Genomic DNA, 15,406 nt, shown 5'->3' on the forward strand with positions numbered 1-15,406 from the left:
TGGATCGCAATACACAAAGGAGGCAGTCAATGCCCTTCGTTACGGTTGATGGACAACCCCTTCACTACCTTGATCAAGGCACCGGCCCTGCCGTTCTGCTGGCCGGCAGTTATCTGTGGGACCAGGCCATGTGGGCGCCGCAGATCACCGCCCTGTCGCAGCAATACCGGGTGATTGCTCTGGACCTGTGGGGCCACGGTGAATCCGGGCGGATGCCTGAGTGCACACACTCGCTGGATGACATTGCGCGCCAGGCACTGGCGCTGCTCGATCATCTGGACATCGACCGTGTCACGCTGGTCGGTCTTTCGGTCGGCGGCATGTGGGGCGTGCGTCTGGCGCTGTCGGCGCCGCAGCGGATCAACGGTCTGGTGCTGATGGACACCTACGTCGGCGTCGAACCCGAACCGACTCGCCAATACTATTTTTCGCTGTTCAAACAGATCGAAGACGCCGGCGTGATTGCGCCGCAGCTGCTCGATATCGTCGTGCCGATCTTCTTCCGTCCGGGTATCGATCCGCAGTCGGCGCTGTATCAGGATTTCCGCGCCAAACTGGCCGCACTGCCGCCGGAGCGCCTGCGCGAGAGCATCGTGCCGATGGGGCGGATTACGTTTGGGCGGGATGATCTGTTGCCGCGTCTGGGCGAATTGAATCCTGACACCACGCTGCTGATGTGTGGCGATCAGGACAAACCGCGGCCGCCGTCGGAGACAAGGGAGATGGCTGAGTTGATCGGTTGCCCATATCTGCTGGTGCCGGAGGCGGGGCATATCTCCAATCTGGAGAATCCGCAGTTTGTCACCGACGCGCTGCTGTCATTTTTGTCTAAGTGGAATCCGGCGTAGCGTTTGAGAAAAAGATCGCAGCCTTCGGCAGCTCCTACACGAGGACGCGCACTCTGTAGGAGCTGCCGAAGGCTGCGATCTTTTGATCTTGCTTACTTCGGCCCGAGAATCTGCACCAACTTGTCCGGCGAAGGCGCGCCTTGCTGTTGTTGCAGCTCGCCCTTGTTGTCCATATAGAAAATCGCCGGGGTGGCCTGCAGCTCCAGGTCTTCCATCAACTGCATGTTGGCCGCCAGCTTCGCCTGAATCGCCGGGGGCACGTTTTTCAGGGCTTTTAGCGAACTTTCCTTACCTGACTTCTCATGGTCTTCCAGCGCTTTCTGCGGATCCTTGGCAGCCAGCAGCGCAGCTGATTTGCCCGGACTGTCTTCGCGAATGATGCCGACCATAATGTGCCGCAGCTGCACCTTGCCCGCCTTGACCCATGGCCGCGCCTGTTCCCAGAACACGTTGCAATAAGGGCAGTTCGGATCGCTGAACAGGTACACGATCCGCGGTGCATCTTTCTTCCCGTCGCCGATCCAGTTGCTGGTTTCCATCTTGCCCCAGACTTCCTTGGACATCGGTGCGTAAACCAGCTTCTGCAACGGCGCGCTGCTCAGGTCGTTGCCGTCGGCGTCGTACAGATTGCCGAGCAGCACATGCTTGCCATCCGGGGTCAGGTACAACGCTATGCCACGGTTCTGGTACTGCGCCGCATAACCGCGCAAGCCGTCGGGTGCGTCGAATTGGCCGACGATTTTCGCGCCTTTGGCTTCGATTTTCTTGATCGCTTCGGGCAATTCTTCGGCGGCCTGCACCGACGGTAGATGCAACAGGGCGGCGCCCAGGGTCAACGTCAGCAGGTGGCGGAGGCGGGGCATGGCAATTTCCTTGAAGAGGTGGCCGGTACGGCAGGATTCGGGGTGTCGAAGTTTTCCAGGGCGCGGGCCAGGCTGGCTTCCGACAGCTCACCCAGATGGCTGCCCAGCAGGCGACCGTCGGGGCTATAGAACAGCGTAGTCGGCAACGCCATGGAGCCGACGGCCTGACCCAGTCGGCCACTGCCGTCAAAAAGTACGTTGGACAGGCTCAGGCCTTGGGTCTCCAGAAAAGTACTGACGCTTTGCATGCTTTCAGCCTGGTTGACGAACAGGAACGTCAGGTCCGGGCGGTGTTGCTGGGCGTTTTCCAGCACCGGCATTTCCCGACGGCACGGCGGACACCAGGTGGCCCAGAGATTGATCACCAACGGGCCGCCCTTGTAATCAGCCAGTTGCACGGTTTCACCGGCGGCATTGCGCAGGGTAATTTCCGGCAAGCGTGTGCCTTGTTCGTAAATGGTCAGTGAGAAGGTCGCCAGCAGCCAGAACGCCAGGCCGCTGGCCACGCCAAAGCCCAACGGCCGGCGCAAGCCCGGACGACGCCAGCCTCGATATAACGCGGCAAGCAGCAGCACGATCACACCCGGCCAGGCGAGGAAGCCGCCGTCGCGCAGGTCGATGATCTGCCAAAGGTCATCGCGATAATGGGCCCAGTAAACGGCCACGAAACTGACCCGGGCGGCCAGCATGCCCAGCAGGAACAGGCTGAACAGCACCGACTCCGGATTCTCGCCACCGCGCTTGGCCACCCGCCAGCCGACGAAGGTCGCCAGCGCCAGGGCACTGATCAGCAGCAGGTGATTAAGCGCGATGGCAAAAGTGCCGAGGGTAAAGGTCAGCATTAACGGGCGTCTCGGGTGGTGGTCCAGCGTTGCAGGAAAGTGTCGGCATCGACTTCGCCGGTGATGCGCTGGCTGCGCCGCTCGATGCCGTCGGCGCCGATCCACAACAGGCTCGGTGGCCCTGGCACTTTATAACGGCCGAGCAGTTCGCGGCTGGCGGCATTGTCGGCGGTGACGTCCAGCCGTAGCAAGCGCACATCGCTCAAGGCTTGCAGTACATGAGCTTTGCCGAACACCTGTTTTTCCATGACCTTGCACGACACGCACCAGTCGGCGTAGTAGTCCAGCAGCACCCATTGGCCCTGAGCCTGTGCCGCGTCGAGCTCCCGTTGCAGAGCTGCCGGGTCCTTGATCGTGGTGAATGCGTCGTGGCCGACCGGGTTTGCGGCGCTGCTCGAGTTTGAGGCGCTGTAGACCTGCAATGGCTTCACCAAGTCGTCGCTGCCGCCGGCGGCACCGATCAGCAGCAGGCTGCCCCACACACCCAGCAAAAGTGAGCTGGCGCCGAACACATGGGCGACGCGACTGAAACCTTCCGACTGCTTCCAGGCGCTGTACGCGGCAATCAGCAGCAAAGCACCGCACAAACCAATCCACAGTGATTCGTCCAGTACCGGACGCAGCATCAGCAACGCGGTGGCGAGGAACAGGAAGCCGAATACACCCTTGAGCAGGTTCATCCAGGCGCCGGGTTTGGGCAGGAAGCGATTGCCGATGGTGACCAACAACAGCAGTGGCACACCGATGCCGACGCCCATGGCGAACAAAATCAGCCCGCCATGCAGCGCATTGCCGCTTTGCGCGATGTAGAGCAAGGCGCCGGCCAGCGGGGCGGTCATGCACGGCCCCACCAGCAAACCGGACAAGGCTCCCAGCACACCGGCGCCGAACAGGCTGCCGCCACGCTGATTGCGCGAGACGTTTTCCAATCGATCACGCACCGCCACCGGCAGTTGCAACTCGAAGAAGCCGAACATCGGCAACGCCAGCAACACAAACACCGCCGCGAAACTGCCCAGCAACCAAGGGTTCTGCAACAACGCCTGCAGATTCGCCCCGAGCAGCGCGGCCAGCACGCCCATCGCCGCATACACCAGCGCCATGCTCACGACATAGCTGGTGGCCAAGGCGAAACCGCGCTTGGGCGTGGCGCCACTGCCGACGATCAAACCGCCCAGAATCGGCAGCATCGGCAGCGAGCAAGGCGTGAAGGCCAGCAACAGCCCCAGACCGAAGAACACCAACAAGCTCCAGCCCAGCGCTCGTTGTTGCAGGCCACTGGCCAGGGCTTGATCCGGCGCTTCGTTTGTCGCCGTGGTAGTCGATTTACCGCCCAGATCCACGACCTGAGTTTGCGGTGGATAACACAAACCGGCATCGGCACAGCCCTGGAAACCGACCTTGATCTGGCCGGTCGCACCTGCCGGAATCTTCAGTTCCAGACCCTGGCGATAGACTTGCTGTTCGCCGAAGAACTCGTCGCTGTGCGCTTCGCCTTCAGGTAATACGGGATGGTGCTCAGCGGGCAAGCCATCGAATTTCAGGCGTTTCTGATAAAGGTAATAACCGTCGGCGATCTGCCAATACAGCTGGGTTTCACCGGATTCAAGACGTTCGGAGGTGAAGATGAACGCCTTGCCGACGGGAAGAAATTCGGGTTTGGTCGCGAACGGATCAGTCCCTGCCTGGGCCAGACCCGAGATCAAGAGAACAAAAAATAGAAACAGTCGACGCATGGGTAAGCCTTATCCCTGTGCAAGTGAGGTGCACAGTGGCGGGCGGCGATTAACCGATGATTAACCACAGTTGCCTTGTGGCAATGGCGCTTGCGGCATAATGTCCGCTTAATCGGCCACCGGCCTAATCACCTTTTTTCAACAGGTCTCACCATGCACGTACTGGTTTGCGAAGACGACGAGCTGATCGCCAGTGGCATTGTCGCTGGCCTCACCGCTCAGGGCCTGACGGTAGAGCATGTCGCCACCGCATCCTCGGCCCGGGCGATGCTCAAGGTCGCCGAGTTCGATGTAATGGTGCTCGACCTTGGTCTTCCCGATGAGGATGGCTTGAAGCTATTGCAGCAGTTGCGACACAGCGGTCTGGAAATCCCGGTGTTGATCCTCACCGCCCGGGATTCAGTCACCGACCGCGTCGATGGCTTGCAAGCCGGTGCCGACGATTACTTGCTCAAGCCGTTCGATTTGCGTGAACTCGCCGCGCGCCTGCACACCTTGTTGCGACGAGTGGCCGGACGCAGCGTCAACCTGATCGAACATGGCCGTCTGACTTACGACCCAAGCAGCCGCGAAACCATGCTCGGCGGCCAGCCGGTGGACCTTTCCCGTCGTGAGCAGTCGCTGTTGCAGGCCTTGCTGCATAATCGGGGACGGGTGCTGTCCACCGAGCAATTGAAAGACAGCGTTTATGGTTTTAACGATGAGCTGGAAAGCAACGCCCTCAACGTGCATATCCATCACCTGCGGCGCAAACTCGGCAATGGCATTGTCGAGACGGTGCGCGGCCTGGGCTATCGCCTGGGGCCGGCCGATGGCGGAGAGGAATTGAAAAAGTGATGAGCCTGCGTTTGCGCCTGAGCCTGACACTCGGCGCCGCTTTTGCGCTGATCTGGGCCCTGGCTGCGGCCTGGATGCTCAGCGACCTGCGCAATCAGATGATGTTTTCCCTCGACCAGCGGCTGGTGGCGTCGGCACGGATGGTCGCCGGCCTGATGGAGCAGTTGCCGCCATTGCCGAGCAAAGGCGAGGGCACCCATTTCAGCGCTGAACAACTGAACCTCCCCGGCGGCATGGCCTGCCAGGTCAGTTCATTGCGCGGCGAAATCCTCGCCCGCAGTCACACCGATCCGCAACAAACCCTGGAGGCCGAAAAAATGGGCTTCCACGACCAGATGATCGACGGCGCACCGTGGCGAAGTTTCACCCTGGCCCGCGGCGACGTGCGCATCACCACGGCCGACCGGCAGATCGAGCGTGAGGCCTTGAATATGTCGATCCTGCTGGCGGCTTCGGTGCCGGTGGGCGTGGCGTTACTCGGTTGCCTGTGCCTGCTCTGGCTGGGGATCGGCCAGGGACTGGCGCCGCTCAACCGCATGCGCGATGCGTTGATGCGCCGTAGCGCCGATTCTCTTGAACCCTTGCAAATCCAGCCGCTGCCCAGCGAACTGCAACCGTTGCTGGACACCCAGAATCAGCTGTTCCAACGGATCGGCAAGACCATCGAAAGGGAACGCCGTCTGACCGGTGACGCGGCCCATGAATTGCGCAGCCCGCTGACGGCGATCAAGACCCACCTGCAAGTGGCGCGCATGACCGACGGCGCGGCCCGGGATCAATCCCTGGCCCGGGCCGAAGAGGGCGCCGATCGCCTGCACCGGACCCTTGAACAATTGCTGTTGCTGGCGCGGGTCGAGGGCAGTCTGTCGTTCGATGACGGCGTGCAATGCAGCGCCGAGCAGGTGGCGAAACTGGCGATTCAGGACGCCGCCAGTGGTGATCGTCAGCGGATCAAATTTCAGATGCCGCCGAAAATCTCCCATGCACCGGTGCAAATGCCCGCGGTGCTATCGATTGCCGCGCTGCGCAACCTGCTGGACAACGCGCTGCGTCATACCCCGGGCGACGGCGCGGTGGAGCTGAGCCTGGAAACCACTGGCAGTCGTGTGCACTTTTTGGTCCGCGACCACGGCCCGGGGATTGCCGAAGACGATCTGCAACATTTGACCCAACGCTTTTGGCGCAACGGGCAGAGCACCGGTTGCGGCCTGGGTCTGGCGATTGTTCAGGCAATCGTCCAGCGCTGTGGTTGTACGTTGCATTTCGACAGCCGGCCGGACGGGTTGCGAGTCGAACTGACCATGCCGTTGCAACCGGTCTAACCCACAACACCGATCCCTGTAGGAGCTGAGCTTGCTCGCGATGGCGTCCGTACAGCCAACATCAACGTTGAATGTCAGGACGCCATCGCGAGCAAGCTCGGCTCCTACAGGGATCGATGCACATCTAATGTAACTTCTCTCCATTGGCATTCGAGCCACCACCGGCGCTATCGTCCCCGGCAGCTTTTTCTCAATGGATTGAGGTAACAGCGCCATGGATGCATCGATTCACATCTGCAAGGCAACAACTGCCGACGCCGGCATCATCAGCCGGATCGTCGAGCGCTCCATCCGTGTCGGTTGCGCGCTCGACCATCGCAACGATCCGCTAACCGTCGCCACCTGGACCCACAACAAAACCATCGAACACGTGCAGCCCTGGCTGACCGACGAGCGGTTGTACCTGAACATCGCCCTGTTGCAGGACAAACCGGTCGGCGTCGCGATGGCTGCGATCAGCGGCAAGGTCGCGTTTTGTTACGTGCAACCGGAATGGTTTCGTCGCGGCGCCGGGCAAGCGCTCGTGCACGACCTTGAAGGCTGGTTGACCGATCAGGGTTTGCGCCGGGCCCGACTCAATAGCACCCGCACCAGCGAAGCGTTTTACCGTCATCTGGGTTACCAGCCTTGCGCCGAAACCTTCGCCGTCGCCGGGCTCCACGCCATTCCCATGCACAAAGCGCTGACACCCCCTTCATAGAAAGCTGAACGCGGGTCTAAATCCTCGGCGCCCTGATGCGTTTCCAGAACAGGAAAACCTTATTGAGGGGTCGAGAGATGTCAGTCGCTACCAGCCTTATGGAAGATCAGTCGGCCCGGATCACTCCGGCGCCGACCGAGACGCTTTATCAGTTCAACGAATCGCCGCTGTTGGCCCGTCAAAACCAGCAGGAATCGAATGCCCGCAGCTATCCGCGACGCATTCCCCTGGCCCTCAAACGTGCCAAGGGCATTTATGTCGAAGACGTCGAAGGCCGCCGTTTCATCGACTGCCTGGCTGGCGCAGGGACGTTGGCCCTTGGGCACAACCATCCGGTGGTGATCGACGCGATCCAGCAAGTGCTGACGGATGAACTGCCGCTGCACACCCTCGACCTGACCACCCCGGTCAAAGATCAGTTCGTTCAGGATCTGTTCGGTCTGCTGCCGCCGGCATTGGCCGCTGAAGCGAAGATCCAGTTCTGTGGCCCGACCGGCACCGACGCGGTGGAAGCCGCACTGAAACTGGTGCGCACCGCCACCGGGCGCAGCACCGTGTTGTCATTCCAGGGCGGTTATCACGGCATGAGCCAGGGCGCGCTGAGCCTGATGGGCAGTCTGGGGCCGAAAAAACCCTTGGGCGCCTTGCTCAGCAGCGGCGTGCAGTTCATGCCGTATCCCTACGATTACCGCTGCCCGTTCGGGCTCGGCGGCGCGCAAGGCGTGCAGGTCAATCTCAACTACCTGGAAAACCTGCTCAATGATCCAGAAGCCGGCGTGCAATTGCCGGCGGCGGTGATCGTTGAAGTGGTGCAGGGCGAGGGCGGGGTAATCCCGGCCGATCTCGACTGGCTGCGCGGCCTGCGGCGGATTACCGAAAAGGCTGGTGTCGCGCTGATCGTCGATGAGATTCAGAGCGGTTTTGCCCGCACCGGCAAGATGTTCGCCTTCGAACACGCCGGGATCATTCCGGACGTGGTGGTCATGTCCAAAGCCATCGGCGGCAGTTTGCCGCTGGCGGTGGTGGTCTATCGCGACTGGCTCGACACCTGGCTGCCAGGCGCCCATGCCGGAACCTTCCGCGGCAATCAGATGGCGATGGCCGCAGGTTCTGCGGTGATGCGTTACCTGATCGAACATAAGGTCTGCGATCACGCGGCCGCCATGGGCGAACGCTTGAGCGAACACCTGCGCATCCTGCAACGGGACTTCCCGCAACTGGGTGATATCCGCGGTCGCGGCTTGATGCTGGGCGTTGAACTGGTCGATCCAACTGGCGAGCCGGATGCACTGGGTCATCCGCCGATCTTCGGTCGACTGGCGCCGCTGGTGCAGCGTGAATGCCTCAAACGCGGTTTGATCCTCGAACTGGGCGGCCGTCATGGCGGCGTGGTGCGCTTCCTGCCGCCGCTGGTGATTACCGCTGCGGAAATTGATCAAGTGGCCGAGATTTTCGGCCGGGCCATGGCCGCTGCCACCGCCAGCCTCTAAATTTCTCAGCCTCTGACACGTTCCTTCTACATAACGGCTGCGCACGCAGTGCAGCCCACCCTACAGCGATGGAGAAACACCATGACTTCAGTATTCGACCGCGAGGACATCCTCTTTCAGGTCGTGGTCAACCACGAAGAGCAGTACTCGATCTGGCCCGACTACAAAGCCGTGCCTGCAGGCTGGCGCACCGTGGGCAAGAGCGGCCTGAAAAAGGAATGCCTGGCTTACATTGAAGAAACCTGGACTGACATGCGTCCGCTGAGCCTGCGCCAGAAGATGGAAGAGCAGGCGGCTGTGGCTCACTAAGTCACCGCGCAAAAAGAAGCCCGCTGAACCGGTAAGGTCAGCGGGCTTTTTGTTAGGGTTGAATATCAAAAGATCGCAGCCTCGTTTCACTCGACAGCTCCTACGAGGGCTCCACAAAACCTGTAGGAGCTGTCGAGTGAAACGAGGCTGCGATCTTTTGATCTTAGGCTGATGGCTTACCGCTCAACCCCTTGATCAGCAAATCCACATTCCCTTCCAGCTCGGCCACCGGATCCGCCGCATCCACACTCAATACCACCAACCGACTCCCAGCCTCGGCAATCACCGCTTTCACCGCATCCGACGGCTGTCGATGATGCAACACCACCGCCACGTCATTGTCCTTCAGCGTCGCACCCAATTGCTTGAGCGCTTCAGGTGTCCACTCGGCATCCGGCCGCGCATCGAGGCCGATCAGCTCCAGGTTTAGACCGCCAATCAGATAGCCAAAGTGATCGCTCAGGCTCATCACGCTGAGGTTGTCGGCACTGGCCAGCCGCGCTTCGCTGTCGGCGCTGAACTTGAGCAAGCGCTGTTTGAGCGCCGCCAGGTTAGCCTCGATCTTCGGCTTGGCCTCGGGCGCCAGGCGCACCAGGTCCGCCGCCATAACGTCCGCCATCCGTCCCATGTTGTTGCTGGAAAACCACGGCTGACTGTTCAACCCATCGACCTTGTTGTCGGGTTGCACGGCGATGCCGGGCAGGGCGCCGTCCACCGGGCGCGCGGCGTCGACCTCGACGATGCGGATGTTGCTGCGCCGGGAGATCGGGTACAGCGGATCATCCGCCCACAACGAGCGCAGGCCTATCACCGCATCGGCATCGGTCGCCAGTTTGGCCAGCGCCGGAGCGCCACGACCGGTGAAGTACGCGGTCTGACGGCTGCCGGGCAGGTTCGCCGGCGCGGCACGTTCAAGGTTGATGTCGGTGCCTTTGAGCAAGACTTCGCCCAGACCATAAGTGATCGGCAAGGACGCCAGCACGCGCAGCGGTTTGGCGCTGTCGGCCGCGAACAGTGGGGTATTGACCAGCCCACACAGGGCGACGGCCAAGGTCAGTTGACGCAGAGAGAAAGACATTTATCCGAGATTCCCTTTCAGACTGGGGACAACGCCACGCGCAATGGCGGCGAGAGCGAAGGCGATACCGGCCACCAGAATGATCGCGGCGCCGGACGGGATAGGCAGGTCGAAGACAATCGGCGCAAGGATCCCGCACAGCGTGCTGACCGTGGCGATCAGCACCGAGCACCAGAAGAAGCCCTTCAGCGACTGACTCAGCAATCGCGCAGCTGCCGCCGGAATCACCAGCAGGGCACCGACCAGAATCGCGCCGATGACTTTCACCGCCGCCACGGTGATCAGGGTCACCAGAATCACAAACAGATAATCCAGCGTCTTCACCGCCACACCACGCACCGCCGCCAGTTGCGGATTGAAACTGGCCAGCATGATGCGGTTGTACAGCGGCAAGGCCAGGGCCATGACCAGCGAACCGACGATGGCCAACACCAGCAGATCATTGCCGTTAACGGTCAGCACCGAACCGAACAACACGTTTTCGAGGATGTGTACGTTGATCTTGCCCGCCAGAATCAGCAGCAGACTGGCACCCAGCGCCAACGACACGGAAAGGAACACGCCGATCAACGTATCCGGCGCCAGACCCGTGCGGTTACGCAGGTAGTTCAGCAAAATGCCGAACAACAAGCAGTAGCCGAACAGACTGCCGTAAGGCCCGGTGTACGGTTCGCCCAGCAAAATACCGATGGCCACTCCGGTCAGCGCCGCGTGGCCCACCGCTTCGGAGAAAAACGCGAAACGCTTGACCACCACCAACGTCCCCAAACCGCCCAACACCGGGCCGATCAGCAAGCCGGCGAGCAACGCGTTGACCACAAATCCATAGGCCAGCGCCTCGGGCAAGTAACCCGACGAGGCCCAGCCCTGGACCATCAAACGAAAGGCTTCGTAACTCATCAGGCAGCGCTCCGAGGATGGGTCGAGAACAAGGTCAGCAAGCGTTCCGGGGTCAGCGCCTGTTTCGGCGTGGCATCGAACAGTACTCGGCGATTAAGCCCGGTGACCCGATCCGCCAGCCGTCCAACCGCTTCCAGATCATGCTCGATCCACAGCACGGTGATGCCGCTCTGGCGCCAGTCGCCGAGTAGCCGTTCGAACACCTGAATTCCTGCCTCATCCAAAGCCGACATCGGTTCATCCAACACCAACAATTGCGGTGCTGGAATCAACCCTTGAGCCAGCAACACACGCTGACGCTCACCGCCGGACAACGCACCCATGCGCCGCTTGCGTTTGTCCTGCATGCCGACCCGTTCCAGCGCTTCGCCAATCGCGGCGGCGTAGTGCTTGCTCAAGCCGAGAAACGCCGGACGCCGCTGGCACATCGCGGCCATGAAATCATCGACGGTCATCGGCAAACCGCGATCGAATTCCAGGGCTTGGGGCACGTAGCCGATGGTTCCAGGTGTGCCGGGCCATTGCAGACTCAAGCGACCCTGATGCGGCATCTGCCCGAGCAAGGTTTTGATCAGCGAACTTTTGCCGCCGCCGTTGGGGCCGACCAGCGCATGCACGCTGCCGGGCTGGACCTGAAAAGTGACGCTGTCGAGGATCGTCGTGCGGCCCAGCGTCAGGCTGACCTCCGCAAAATCCAGAGTCGGCCCCGAAACCTGTGGGAGCGACGGTGCGACGATTCGACTTGCTCGCGATTGCGGAGTGTCATCGAACATTGATGGCGACTGATCCACCGCTATCGCGAGCAAGCTCGCTCCCACAGGGGATTCGGGGTTGGTCGAACGAATGGTTTCTTTAGCCGTCATTTGCCGGACTCCTGAATCGCCCGGACCACGGTGTTGAGGTTGCCGGTCATTTCTTTTTCATACTTGTCGGCGGTGTATTCGCCATAGGAAATGTGCGACAGCGGGTACAGCTTCACCCCGGACTCACGCTGGATGGTCTCGACGTAGGTGGACGGGAAATCCATCTCCGAGAAGATCACTTTCACGTCCAGTTCGCGCAGTTGATCGATGGTTTTTTTCAACTGGCTCGGGCTCGGTTCGATGCCGTGCGCCGGTTCGACCACGGCGGTCACTTCCAGGCCGAATTCGCGCAGCAAATAGTCGTAAGCCGCGTGAACCGTGGCCACTCGCAGTTCCGCGTTCGGCGCCTGGGTCAGCTTTGCCAGGGCATCAGCGCGCATCTGCCGCAGGCGCTTGCCGTAGGCGCGGGCGTTCTGGGTGTAGGTCTTGGCGTTGGCCGGGTCGAGCTTGCCCAGTTCCCGGGCGATGTTGTTGACCTGGGCAATCGAGGCGCTGATCGACAGGAACGTGTGCGGGTTTACGACCTTACCAGCGCCGCGAGCGGCAACGCCGGTGGCGGCCAGCAACGGCACGTTTTCGTTGGCTTCGATCACCGTGATGTTCGGGGTTTCGCTGGCGGCGATCATGCGGTCGGCAAAGTCGTCATGGCCGACGCCGTTTAACACGACCACGTCCAGCCCGCTGATGCGCTTGATGTCTTCGGCGCGCGGCTCGTAGGCATGCGGGTTGAAACCGGCCGGAATCAGCGGCACCACCTCGGCCTTGTCACCGACGATGTTCGCCACGTAGCTGTAATAAGGGTGCAGGGTGATGCCGATGCGCAGGCGCTTGGTCTCGTCGGCATTGGCCAGCGGGGTCAGCAGACAAGCCATTAAACCGACCAACATCAGGCGCAAGAAAGAACGTTGAGATGAAATAGGCATGGGAAAGCGGTCTTCTCTCGGGTGAAGGCGAGGGTTCAGTGCCGGTGCTGGCGGGTCACGCCGGCATCGAATTGCGCGACGATCTGCTGCCAGCCGGCGCTTTCCAGCGCAGCGTCGGTGAGGTCGGTCGGGGCCGCGAGGGCGTTGCCGCGGTTGAGCCAGACGTCCGGCGCATCGTCGTCAGCGGTCAAGCGCATCAGAAACGAACCCGCCACGGTGGGCGTCTGGCTCTGGCCGAAGTAAGCCTTGGTGTCGAGCAATTGCCAGGCATGACCACCACGGCTGACGGAACTGGCGTCCTGGGCGAACGGCGCAAAACCTTCATCGGCGAGGGCTGCGGGGGCGGGGAGCGCTTGTTGCTCCTGACGCAGTAGATGAATTTCGTCGAGCGTCACCCGCAGGTCGGCGTAGATGCCTTGCTCGGACGCGCTCAAGTCACGACGAGCATCCAGTTGATGGCTGCCAACACTGCTGACTTCCTGAGTCTCACCGCGCCAGGCGACCACCGAGCCGGCCACCGCCAGAATCATCAGGCACAACAGCAACACAAAAAGGGTTTCATGGCCGGCACCGGCCGGGCGGACGATTTGCGTAGTCGGTGTACTCATGGGGCTTCGATGTCCGCTTGGTCGATCTCGACAACGTGACCGGGACCGGCGTCGAACAACACGTAGAACTCGGCGCCGGGCTTCTTGAAGGTCAAGGTCGAATCGGCGCCGAGCTTGCCTGGCACCAGGATGGTTTCGTCGTAGCCGATCACATCCAGGGTCACCCCCGGCGCGCCGCTGCCGTCGGAGAAACCGCCGGTGCATTTGATCTGCTCGGCATCGATGGCTTTGCATTCGCACATCGGGTTGTGGGCCAGGGCGCTGGCGCTGAAACCGGCGCAGAGCACCAGCAACGCGGCGCTTAGAGGACGTAGAACGTTAATCATGGTTTGCCTCCTTGTTGGTTCAGCCAGGCGAGGGTGGCCGGGGATGCCTGGCTCAGGGGGATGGAGGCCTGATGCATGGCGCCGTCCCAGCCTTCCATGGTGATCCACAGCTCGGCGTCGGCTTTGGTCTTCTCGGGGATCGGCAACATCGCGCCCATGCGGTACGGCGTGCCGAAGAAAATCACCCCGGCAGCGCGCAGGCTGCGCGGTTTGCCGATGCGCAGGTACGTCGCCTTGACCTGATCGCGGCAGCTATCGCACAGCGCCGCGTTGAAGTTCTTCATGTAACCGGCCGGGCCATCGAGCCTCGGTGCTTCGTTACGCAACTCGGCCAGGCGCAGGCTCCAGGGGCCCACCTGAACCTCTCCGATCTCCCGCTCGCCCAGGCCGGTGTCACCACGAAACAGCGCGGCGTCGGCGAAGTACTTGGGCATGAACCCCAGCGGCACCAGCAACAGCAGAACGTTGATGTGGAAGCGCCATTTGTGCCAGAAACGGCTCAGTTTCGAAGCCGGTTTATCCGCGATGAACAGACTCATTGGCTGACCTCCGTGGTTTCATGGCTGTTGGCCGGAGCGGCCTGACTGCGCGGGCGTTTATGGCTGCGCTTGAGGGCGTTGGCCGTGGCCAGAGCGGTGCGTTTGGTCCAGATCAACAGGCCGCTGAGAACCATCATGCTGAGAAGCAGGCCGAAGAAGAACCAGATCAGCTTGATCCAGATGCCGCCGAAATCCCCGGTGTGCAGCGGACGCATGGATTCGGTCACCAGCTCCAGACCGGAACGGTCCGACAACAGGCGGGTGGCGGCGATGTCGCCGGTATACGGGTTGATATCGGCGGTCTGGAACATCAGCGGATACCAACTGCGTCCGCCTACCGAGAGGTAGCTGTAGGCGTTGGCGGGCATGCTGACAAAGCTGTCGTCCAGGCCGGGAATACGTTCCTTGGCTTCGCGGATCGCCGTCTCCAGGCTGATCATCGGCGCAGGCGAACCGTCGGCAGTCAGCGGGACACTTTCACGCGGGACCACGGCAGCCACCGGCGCGGTGGAAATCGTAATCTGGTTATCGAACATGAACGCCTGAATCAGGAACCAGGTGCTGGTGATGGAAATCACCGCGATAAACCAGATCGACCAGATGCCGCTGAGACGGTGAAAGTCGCCCCAGAAAATCCGTGCACCGTGACGAATGCGCAACGTCGGGCGGAAGAAACCTTTCCAGAAGCGCTTGTAGACCACCAGCCCGGTGACCAAGGACGCCAATAGCGGCAAGCTCAGGAATGACACCAGGTACCAGCCCCAGCTGTAACCGTTGGTGAACGGCACCAGCCACCAGCCATGCAGTGCGCGGGTAAACGCCTTGAAATTGAATTCTGGGGCAGTGCCCTGAATCACGCCGCTGTAGGGATTGACGTAAACCGTCACCGAGCGACCGTCGGGATAGCTGACGTCCACGTCGAGGGCGAAGTGCGATTCATCGGGCCGACTGATGCCTTCGACCAGTGTGTTCGGCTCGGCTTTTTTGATCGCGGCAATGATCTGGTCATAACTGAGCAGCGGCGCATCGTCCGAGGGTTGGCTGGCGCGCATTTGCGGGTTGGCCAGCCAGACGATTTCCTGGCTGACCACCGCCAGGGTGCCGGTCACGCAGACGATCAGCACGAAAAACCAGATCGGCAATGCCAGCCAGCTATGGACCAGAAACCAGAGTTTTGAACGGGATTTCTTCGACATGATTAAAGGTCTTGTTTCGATGAGAG

The 15,406-nt window shown here is 61.3% G+C and carries 17 protein-coding genes; 6 read left to right on the top strand and 11 right to left on the bottom strand.

The genetic code is table 11. The annotated features are described in order from the left end of the window. The first annotated feature begins 29 nt into the window (after positions 1 to 29). Positions 30 to 848 (top strand): alpha/beta fold hydrolase, encoded by an 819-nt coding sequence (locus ACA079_RS08170; RefSeq protein WP_497703140.1) that lies wholly within the window; start codon positions 30 to 32, stop codon positions 846 to 848. 92 nt (positions 849 to 940) lie between these two features. Here ACA079_RS08170 and dsbG read toward each other — a convergent pair whose 3' ends face one another. From dsbG to dsbD, 3 genes are read right to left on the bottom strand one after another with little or no spacing between them, the layout of a single operon-like run. After that, positions 941 to 1,711: a thiol:disulfide interchange protein DsbG gene (gene dsbG / locus ACA079_RS08175; protein WP_497703141.1), complete on the bottom strand. Its 771-nt coding sequence runs from the start codon at positions 1,709 to 1,711 to the stop codon at positions 941 to 943. Further along, positions 1,687 to 2,553 carry a TlpA family protein disulfide reductase gene (locus ACA079_RS08180; protein ID WP_497703142.1) on the bottom strand — a complete coding sequence of 289 codons (867 nt, stop codon included), beginning with the start codon at positions 2,551 to 2,553 and terminating at the stop codon, positions 1,687 to 1,689. Before ACA079_RS08180 ends, dsbG begins: the two co-directional genes overlap by 25 nt. Beyond that, positions 2,553 to 4,289, bottom strand: coding sequence for a protein-disulfide reductase DsbD (dsbD, locus tag ACA079_RS08185; RefSeq protein WP_497703143.1), 1,737 nt, complete (start codon positions 4,287 to 4,289; stop codon positions 2,553 to 2,555). The genes ACA079_RS08180 and dsbD overlap by 1 nt, the downstream gene beginning before the upstream one ends. Before the next feature lie 153 nt (positions 4,290 to 4,442). Between dsbD and ACA079_RS08190 the strand changes: the two genes are divergently transcribed. The 5 genes from ACA079_RS08190 (at position 4,443) to ACA079_RS08210 (ending at position 8,947) form a co-directional block, all read left to right on the top strand. Further along, a complete protein-coding gene (locus ACA079_RS08190; protein ID WP_046049207.1) occupies positions 4,443 to 5,126 on the top strand; it encodes a response regulator in 684 nt (227 codons plus the stop codon). Beyond that, entirely contained in the window at positions 5,123 to 6,448 is a 1,326-nt protein-coding gene (locus ACA079_RS08195) for an ATP-binding protein (RefSeq protein ID WP_415773813.1), read from the top strand. The genes ACA079_RS08190 and ACA079_RS08195 overlap by 4 nt, the downstream gene beginning before the upstream one ends. Before the next feature lie 214 nt (positions 6,449 to 6,662). Further along, entirely contained in the window at positions 6,663 to 7,148 is a 486-nt protein-coding gene (locus ACA079_RS08200) for a GNAT family N-acetyltransferase (protein WP_497703144.1), read from the top strand. 77 nt (positions 7,149 to 7,225) lie between these two features. Next, the gene (locus ACA079_RS08205) at positions 7,226 to 8,638 is read left to right on the top strand and encodes an aspartate aminotransferase family protein (protein WP_497703145.1); all 1,413 of its coding nucleotides are present in this window, start codon (positions 7,226 to 7,228) and stop codon (positions 8,636 to 8,638) included. 81 nt (positions 8,639 to 8,719) lie between these two features. Beyond that, on the top strand, positions 8,720 to 8,947 hold the full coding sequence (locus tag ACA079_RS08210; RefSeq protein ID WP_008152757.1) for an MbtH family protein: 228 nt from the start codon (positions 8,720 to 8,722) through the stop codon (positions 8,945 to 8,947). Positions 8,948 to 9,110: 163 nt separating this feature from the next. On the opposite strand, the gene ACA079_RS08215 is transcribed toward ACA079_RS08210, so the two are convergent. Genes ACA079_RS08215 through ACA079_RS08250 form a run of 8 tightly spaced genes read right to left on the bottom strand, consistent with a single transcriptional unit; the run spans position 9,111 to position 15,380 of the window. Next, entirely contained in the window at positions 9,111 to 10,025 is a 915-nt protein-coding gene (locus tag ACA079_RS08215) for a metal ABC transporter substrate-binding protein (RefSeq protein ID WP_497703146.1), read from the bottom strand. Continuing rightward, a complete protein-coding gene (locus tag ACA079_RS08220; RefSeq protein WP_003226663.1) occupies positions 10,026 to 10,925 on the bottom strand; it encodes a metal ABC transporter permease in 900 nt (299 codons plus the stop codon). Then, on the bottom strand, positions 10,925 to 11,788 hold the full coding sequence (locus tag ACA079_RS08225) for a metal ABC transporter ATP-binding protein (protein ID WP_497703147.1): 864 nt from the start codon (positions 11,786 to 11,788) through the stop codon (positions 10,925 to 10,927). Before ACA079_RS08225 ends, ACA079_RS08220 begins: the two co-directional genes overlap by 1 nt. After that, entirely contained in the window at positions 11,785 to 12,711 is a 927-nt protein-coding gene (locus ACA079_RS08230) for a metal ABC transporter substrate-binding protein (RefSeq protein ID WP_497703148.1), read from the bottom strand. Before ACA079_RS08230 ends, ACA079_RS08225 begins: the two co-directional genes overlap by 4 nt. 35 nt (positions 12,712 to 12,746) lie before the next feature. After that, positions 12,747 to 13,319 (bottom strand): DUF6162 family protein, encoded by a 573-nt coding sequence (locus tag ACA079_RS08235; protein ID WP_497703149.1) that lies wholly within the window; start codon positions 13,317 to 13,319, stop codon positions 12,747 to 12,749. After that, the gene (locus ACA079_RS08240) at positions 13,316 to 13,645 is read right to left on the bottom strand and encodes a hypothetical protein (protein ID WP_497703150.1); all 330 of its coding nucleotides are present in this window, start codon (positions 13,643 to 13,645) and stop codon (positions 13,316 to 13,318) included. Before ACA079_RS08240 ends, ACA079_RS08235 begins: the two co-directional genes overlap by 4 nt. Continuing rightward, entirely contained in the window at positions 13,642 to 14,184 is a 543-nt protein-coding gene (locus ACA079_RS08245) for a PA2404 family protein (RefSeq protein ID WP_095131872.1), read from the bottom strand. The genes ACA079_RS08240 and ACA079_RS08245 overlap by 4 nt, the downstream gene beginning before the upstream one ends. Continuing rightward, positions 14,181 to 15,380: a PepSY-associated TM helix domain-containing protein gene (locus ACA079_RS08250; RefSeq protein ID WP_497703151.1), complete on the bottom strand. Its 1,200-nt coding sequence runs from the start codon at positions 15,378 to 15,380 to the stop codon at positions 14,181 to 14,183. Before ACA079_RS08250 ends, ACA079_RS08245 begins: the two co-directional genes overlap by 4 nt. Positions 15,381 to 15,406 lie beyond the last annotated feature (26 nt).

The organism is Pseudomonas sp. LBUM1645 (assembly GCF_059716185.1).

Coding starts and splice junctions, on each gene's coding strand:
- ACA079_RS08235 (WP_497703149.1), bottom strand. CDS start 13,319: ATGAGTACACCGACTACGCAAATCGTCCGCCCGGCCGGTGCCGGCCAT.
- ACA079_RS08170 (WP_497703140.1), top strand. CDS start 30: ATGCCCTTCGTTACGGTTGATGGACAACCCCTTCACTACCTTGATCAA.
- ACA079_RS08230 (WP_497703148.1), bottom strand. CDS start 12,711: ATGCCTATTTCATCTCAACGTTCTTTCTTGCGCCTGATGTTGGTCGGT.
- ACA079_RS08205 (WP_497703145.1), top strand. CDS start 7,226: ATGTCAGTCGCTACCAGCCTTATGGAAGATCAGTCGGCCCGGATCACT.
- ACA079_RS08190 (WP_046049207.1), top strand. CDS start 4,443: ATGCACGTACTGGTTTGCGAAGACGACGAGCTGATCGCCAGTGGCATT.
- ACA079_RS08200 (WP_497703144.1), top strand. CDS start 6,663: ATGGATGCATCGATTCACATCTGCAAGGCAACAACTGCCGACGCCGGC.
- dsbD (WP_497703143.1), bottom strand. CDS start 4,289: ATGCGTCGACTGTTTCTATTTTTTGTTCTCTTGATCTCGGGTCTGGCC.
- ACA079_RS08210 (WP_008152757.1), top strand. CDS start 8,720: ATGACTTCAGTATTCGACCGCGAGGACATCCTCTTTCAGGTCGTGGTC.
- ACA079_RS08215 (WP_497703146.1), bottom strand. CDS start 10,025: ATGTCTTTCTCTCTGCGTCAACTGACCTTGGCCGTCGCCCTGTGTGGG.
- ACA079_RS08245 (WP_095131872.1), bottom strand. CDS start 14,184: ATGAGTCTGTTCATCGCGGATAAACCGGCTTCGAAACTGAGCCGTTTC.
- ACA079_RS08240 (WP_497703150.1), bottom strand. CDS start 13,645: ATGATTAACGTTCTACGTCCTCTAAGCGCCGCGTTGCTGGTGCTCTGC.
- ACA079_RS08180 (WP_497703142.1), bottom strand. CDS start 2,553: ATGCTGACCTTTACCCTCGGCACTTTTGCCATCGCGCTTAATCACCTG.
- ACA079_RS08225 (WP_497703147.1), bottom strand. CDS start 11,788: ATGACGGCTAAAGAAACCATTCGTTCGACCAACCCCGAATCCCCTGTG.
- ACA079_RS08220 (WP_003226663.1), bottom strand. CDS start 10,925: ATGAGTTACGAAGCCTTTCGTTTGATGGTCCAGGGCTGGGCCTCGTCG.
- ACA079_RS08250 (WP_497703151.1), bottom strand. CDS start 15,380: ATGTCGAAGAAATCCCGTTCAAAACTCTGGTTTCTGGTCCATAGCTGG.
- dsbG (WP_497703141.1), bottom strand. CDS start 1,711: ATGCCCCGCCTCCGCCACCTGCTGACGTTGACCCTGGGCGCCGCCCTG.